Origin of the sequence: Diaphorobacter sp., from assembly GCF_050251835.1 — a bacterium.
In the GTDB taxonomy this organism is placed as follows: Bacteria; Pseudomonadota; Gammaproteobacteria; order Burkholderiales; family Burkholderiaceae_C; genus JBFXIE01.
Genome location: NZ_JBFWLZ010000076.1, coordinates 1 through 4290 on the forward strand (window position 1 = coordinate 1; position 4290 = coordinate 4290).

3 protein-coding genes, 1 tRNA gene and 1 pseudogene are annotated in these 4290 nt (G+C 65.7%); 4 read left to right on the forward strand and 1 reads right to left on the reverse strand.

Annotation, left to right across the window (positions count from 1 at the left end):
• From AB7E35_RS14770 to AB7E35_RS14785, 4 genes and pseudogenes are all read left to right on the forward strand, one after another.
• Positions 1-879: pseudogene (locus AB7E35_RS14770) on the forward strand (cryptochrome/photolyase family protein); the annotation flags it as partial.
• A 22-nt stretch (positions 880-901) separates the two neighbouring features.
• Positions 902-1600 carry an SDR family NAD(P)-dependent oxidoreductase gene (locus tag AB7E35_RS14775; RefSeq protein ID WP_428163824.1) on the forward strand — a complete coding sequence of 233 codons (699 nt, stop codon included), beginning with the start codon at positions 902-904 and terminating at the stop codon, positions 1598-1600.
• A gap of 48 nt (positions 1601-1648) precedes the next feature.
• Positions 1649-2581, forward strand: coding sequence for a TIGR01777 family oxidoreductase (locus tag AB7E35_RS14780; RefSeq protein ID WP_428163823.1), 933 nt, complete (start codon positions 1649-1651; stop codon positions 2579-2581).
• Between the two features lie 283 nt (positions 2582-2864).
• A complete protein-coding gene (locus AB7E35_RS14785; protein ID WP_428167835.1) occupies positions 2865-3884 on the forward strand; it encodes a sulfate ABC transporter substrate-binding protein in 1020 nt (339 codons plus the stop codon).
• A gap of 263 nt (positions 3885-4147) precedes the next feature.
• Here AB7E35_RS14785 and AB7E35_RS14790 read toward each other — a convergent pair.
• Positions 4148-4221: transfer RNA gene (locus AB7E35_RS14790), tRNA-Cys, on the reverse strand.
• Positions 4222-4290 lie beyond the last annotated feature (69 nt).

Below are 4290 nucleotides of genomic sequence, written 5' to 3' on the forward strand. Positions count from 1 at the left end.
GGCGAGCCACAGGCAGACGCCGTGCGCTGGCCGCTGAACCGCGCCGAGGCGCTGGCCTGTCTGGAAGCGTTCATCACCCACGCCCTGCCGCACTTTGGTGACTATGAAGACGCCATGGCCAGCCAGGCACCGCGCCTGTTCCATTCTCTGCTGTCGTTTGCGTTGAACGTGAAGATGCTGCACCCGCTGGAAGTGCTGCAGCGCGCCGAGGCCGCCTGGCACGCCGGGCACGCCCCGCTGGCCGCGGTGGAAGGCTTTGTGCGCCAGATTCTGGGCTGGCGCGAATACGTGCGCGGCATCTACTGGGCGCACATGCCGGGGTACGAGCAGCACAATGCGCTGGACCACCACCTGCCGCTGCCGCACTGGTTCTGGAGCGGGGACACGCGCATGCGCTGCCTGCAGCTGGCCATCCGCCAGTCGCTGCAGACGGCCCACGCCCATCACATCCAGCGGCTGATGGTGATTGGCAACTTTGCCCTGCTGGCAGGGCTGGACCCGGCCGCGCTGCACCGCTGGTACCTGGGCATCTACATCGACGCTTTCGAGTGGGTGGAGCTGCCCAACACCCTGGGCATGAGCCAGCGCGCCGACGGCGGCATCATCGCCACCAAGCCTTACGTCAGCAGCGCCGCCTACCTGCAGCGCATGGGCGACTATTGCCAGGGCTGCGCCTACGACCCCAAGCAAAAAACCGGCGAGCGTGCCTGCCCCTTCAACGCCCTGTACTGGGACTTTTTTGCGCGCCATGCCGAGGCGCTGGGCGCCAACCACCGGCTGGCGCTGGTGTACCGCCAGTGGCAAAAAATGCCGCCCGAGCAGCAAACCGCCCTGCGCGCACACGCACAGCAGGTGCGCCTGCAGCTCGACAGCCTGTAACCACCACCCCACAAGGCCTGCCATGCAATCACTGCCCACTGGATACCGCGCCCTCATCCTGGGCGCCACCGGCGCCATTGGCGGCGCCTTGGCCGCACAGCTGGCGGCAGACCCACGCTGCGCCCAGGTGGTTGCCCTGGGCCGCCACAGCGCGCCCGCCATCGACTTTGATGCACCGGACTCCATCGCCGCAGCCGCAGACGCGCTGCGCCCGCAAGGCCCCTGGCACCTGATCGTGGTGGCCACCGGCATGCTCAGCGGCCCTACCGGCGGCCCCGAAAAACGGCTGGCCGACCTGAATGCCACGCACCTGGCGGCCAGCTTCGCCACCAATGCCATCGGCCCGGCGCTGGTGCTGACGCATTTCGCCCCGCAGCTGGCCAAGGGGGCACGCAGCCTGCTGGCGGTACTGTCGGCCAGGGTGGGCAGCATCGGCGACAACCGCCTGGGTGGCTGGTACAGCTACCGGGCTTCCAAGGCGGCGCTGAACATGCTGCTCAAGACCGCATCGATTGAAATGGCCCGCACCCACCCCCAGGCCGTGCTGGCGGCCCTGCACCCGGGCACCGTGGATTCGGCGCTGTCGGCACCGTTTCGCGGGGCGCAGATCGGCCGCCCGCCCGCCACTGCCGCGCAGGACCTGCTGGCAGTGCTCGATGGCCTGCAGCCCCAAGACAGCGGCGGCTTCTGGGCCTACGATGGCCAGCGCCTGCCCTGGTAGATCGCCCGATACCGCAACGCATTCCTACGCATTCCCAAGGAGAACCCCATGCGCATTCTGCTCACCGGCGGCACAGGCCTGATCGGCCGTGCCCTGTGCCAGCACTGGCAACAGCAAGGCCACCAGCTATGGGTGTGGAGCCGCAGCCCCCATCAGGTGCCCGCGCTGTGCAGCGGCGCCACCGGCATCGCGCAACTGGCAGAGCTGGAGGGCGCGCCCTCGCTGGATGCCGTGGTCAACCTGGCGGGCGCGCCCATCGCCGACCGCCCCTGGACCGCCGCGCGGCGCGACCTGCTGTGGCGCAGCCGCGTGGACCTGACGCGCGCCCTGGTGGACTGGATGGGCCGCCAGCCCACGCCCCCGCGCGCGCTGCTGTCGGCATCGGCCGTGGGGCTGTACGGCGACTGCGGCGAACAGCCCGTGGACGAGGACAGCCCCCCGGGGATGGCCGACTTTGGCAGCCGCCTGTGCGCCGCCTGGGAGCAAGAAGCCGAGCGCGCCCGGCAGTGGCAGGTGCGCGTCGCGGTGCTGCGCCTGGCCCCGGTGCTGGCGGGCCGCGGCGGCATGCTGGCGCGGCTGGTGCCGCCTTTCAAACTGGGGCTGGGCGGCCGCCTGGGCAGCGGACGGCAATGGATGCCCTGGATACACATCGACGACGTCGTGGGCCTGTTCGACCACCTGCTGCAGCGCCCGGACTGCGCCGGCGCCTACAACGCCTGCGCGCCTGAGCAGGCGCGCAATGCGAACTTCACCCGCGCCCTGGGGCGCGCGCTGCACCGCCCCGCGCTGCTGCCCGCGCCGGCCTGGGCGCTGCGCCTGGCGCTGGGCGAAATGGCCGTGCTGCTGCTGGGCGGCCAACGCCTGCAGCCACGCCGCACGCTGGAGGCCGGCTACCGCTTTCGCCACCCGTCGCTGCAGGCCGCGCTGTCGGGCCTGCTGGATCCCGCAGCGTCATCGGCGCCACCTGCGGCCGAGCGTTGATCAGTTCAATGCTATTGTTTTAATAGCATTCAGCGCTTGATTTACAAGCGCCAACAGCCTATTTTGGCTTGCATTTACCAATGCCGCCCACCCTACGCAGGCCTGGCGCTGCGGTCATCCGTTGAAGTGGTCAGCCCTATAGCTGCCGGTGGTGCAACGACCAGATCAGATGTTTTTCGCATAAATAACTGAACTTTCAATAGTTTCAGTTTTGAATAGCGCCTCCCAGAATGAGTGTTATCGGTGATTCACACCGATCCCCCATTCATACCCAGAGGCCCCCATGAATTTCAAGCGCATCCTGATCAAGCTTCCCATCGCTGCTGGACTGACCAGCGTTATCGCCTTGACGGCACAACCGTCGTTTGCGCAATCCGTGAACCTGCTCAACGTGTCGTACGACCCGACGCGCGAACTGTATGTGGAATACAACCAGGCTTTCGCCAAGCACTGGAAGACCAAGACCGGCCAGGACGTAACCATCAAACAAAGCCACGGCGGCTCGGGCAAGCAGGCACGGTCGGTGATCGATGGGCTGGAGGCCGATGTGGTGACGCTGGCACTGGCAGGCGACGTGGACGCCTTGCACAACAACGGCGGCTGGATTCCGAAGGACTGGCAAAAGCGCCTGCCGCACAACAGCTCACCCTACACCTCCACCATCGTGCTGGTGGTGCGCCAGGGCAATCCCAAGGGCATCCGCGACTGGGATGACCTCGTCAAGCCCGGCATCAGCGTGATCACGCCCAACCCCAAGACGTCAGGCGGCGCGCGCTGGAACTATCTGGCAGCGTGGGAATTTGCCAAGCGCAAGTACGGTGGCGACGGCAAGGCCAAAGAGTTCGTCGCCAAGCTGTACGCCAATGTGCCCGTGCTGGATACCGGCGCCCGTGGCTCGTCCATCACCTTTGCGCAGCGCAATCAGGGCGATGTGTTCATCAGCTGGGAAAACGAGGCCTATCTGCTGGAAAAAGAGTTCGGCAGCAAGGTCGATTTTGTCTATCCGTCGCTCTCGATCCTGGCCGAACCCCCGGTGACGGTGGTGGACAAGAACGTGGACAAAAAGGGCACGCGCGCCGTGGCCGAGGAGTACCTCAAGTACCTCTACACCGAAGAAGCCCAGGACATCATCGGCAAGCACTTCTACCGCCCCACTTCAGCCAAGGCACAGGCCAAATACGCCAGGCAGCTGCCCAAGATCAACCTGTTCACCATCGATCAGGCCTTCGGCGGATGGGAGAAGGCCGCCAGAGACCACTTTGCCGATGGCGCCGCGTTCGACCAGATCTACACCCGCAAGTAGGCGGGCAACCTCTGCGGCGCTGACAAGTCATGCGCTGCAGCCCCTGTCAAGGTAGCGTTACCACCACCCTACGCCGGGCGGCACGTGGGCTGCTGACGGATGTGGATTGGCAGGGCGCACAAGACCTGGCCAGACGCCCGACACGCCCGGAAAAAGCTGGAACGGCTTCCAACTCAAGGCAGCGACCCGGCAATTTCAGCCACAAAACAAAAAACCGCTACGCTTTTAAAAGCTGTAGCGGCTTGTTCTACGAGAGATGTAACTGGAGGCGCGGCCCGGAGTCGAACCGGGCTAAACGGATTTGCAATCCGGTGCATAACCGCTTTGCTACCGCGCCAAACTCCGATGACCGATAAAAAAGGGGAGCGATTGCTTCCCCTTTTTCAATAAATGCTGGAGCGGGAAA

Coding starts and splice junctions, on each gene's coding strand:
- AB7E35_RS14775 (WP_428163824.1), top strand. CDS start 902: ATGCAATCACTGCCCACTGGATACCGCGCCCTCATCCTGGGCGCCACC.
- AB7E35_RS14780 (WP_428163823.1), top strand. CDS start 1,649: ATGCGCATTCTGCTCACCGGCGGCACAGGCCTGATCGGCCGTGCCCTG.
- AB7E35_RS14785 (WP_428167835.1), top strand. CDS start 2,865: ATGAATTTCAAGCGCATCCTGATCAAGCTTCCCATCGCTGCTGGACTG.